1 protein-coding gene is annotated in these 1173 nt (G+C 37.2%); it reads right to left on the minus strand.

All coding sequences use genetic code 11. The annotated features are described in order from the left end of the window. Positions 1-1173, minus strand: a 1173-nt coding sequence (locus AB5935_RS27215; RefSeq protein ID WP_368328003.1) for a response regulator, incomplete at both ends; no start/stop codon positions are given.

Raw genomic sequence — 1173 nt, forward strand, 5'->3', positions numbered from 1 at the left:
ATTCTGTATTAACTCTTCGTCTTCCGGATGAAGAACAATCCCGTCTTTTACTTTCACAGAAGACATGCTGGAATTGAAATAGTCCTTTAAAAGCATTTGTCTCGACAGCAGATTTTCTATGGTGGATATAACCTGCCTCGGGTGAAATGGTTTGACGATATAAGCATCCGCACCATGGTTAAAGGCATTAATCTGGTCTTCTACAGAAGCCTTTGCCGATATTCCTATGATTGGAATATAACTTGTTTTCAAATCGGATTTCAATTTATTAATCAAGCTCAAGCCGTCCATATTGGGCATGACAATATCACTTATAATAATATCAGGATGATTATGTTCTATCTCTTTCAAAGCCTCCACGCCGTCTTTTGCTTCGTGTATCACATAATCAAAGAGGACATCTTTCAGCAGGTCTCTGATATTCTTTTCATCTTCCACTATCAGTATGACAGTATCTTTGCGAGGGGATAAGTGATCCTGCCCGTTCTTTTCTTTCTGCAACGAATCTTTTTCATCCGTTACAACAAGTGAATGATCGGATGGCAAAGAAGGAATCACGACTGAAAATTCAACACTTTTTCCCAGTTCACTATTTACACTTATCTGCCCGCCTAATAATTCAACCAGACTCTTTGTTAGATTTAAACCTATGCCATTGCTGACAGAGTTACCCAATTTAGGAGTATCAAATATCTTATACTTATCAAATATCTCTGCCATCTGTTGTTCTGTTAATCCCTTACCGGAATTTCTTACGAGCAAGTATAAGGTTTTATCAGGCTCATTTTGTGATATCTCAACATGAATATATCCATAACGAGGAGTATATTTGAACGCATTCGACAGTAAATTGAATATAATTTTTTCCAAAGCATTGCGGTCGGAATAGATCTCTGACGTATCATGAGTCTCTACCTTGAAGTCTATTTTATTCTCTTTCAGGATATCCACATAATTGTTGGAAGCATATTCCATCAATGATTTTACGTTCACATTTTCAGGATGCAAATCCATATTGCTCGATTTAGTTTTACGAAACTCCATCAACTCACTAATCAGCTTCTGCATCCTTTCGGCATTATTCTTTATTATTTGGAGATATTTCTTTGTACTACCATCTAACCCGTCCTGTTCCAACAAGTGCTGTGCAGGTGTATAAATCAAAGTTAGGGG

This window comes from Phocaeicola sp. RTP21198st1_B8_RTP21198_201120 (genome assembly GCF_040929485.1).
GTDB classification, from domain to species: Bacteria; Bacteroidota; Bacteroidia; order Bacteroidales; family Bacteroidaceae; genus Phocaeicola; species Phocaeicola dorei.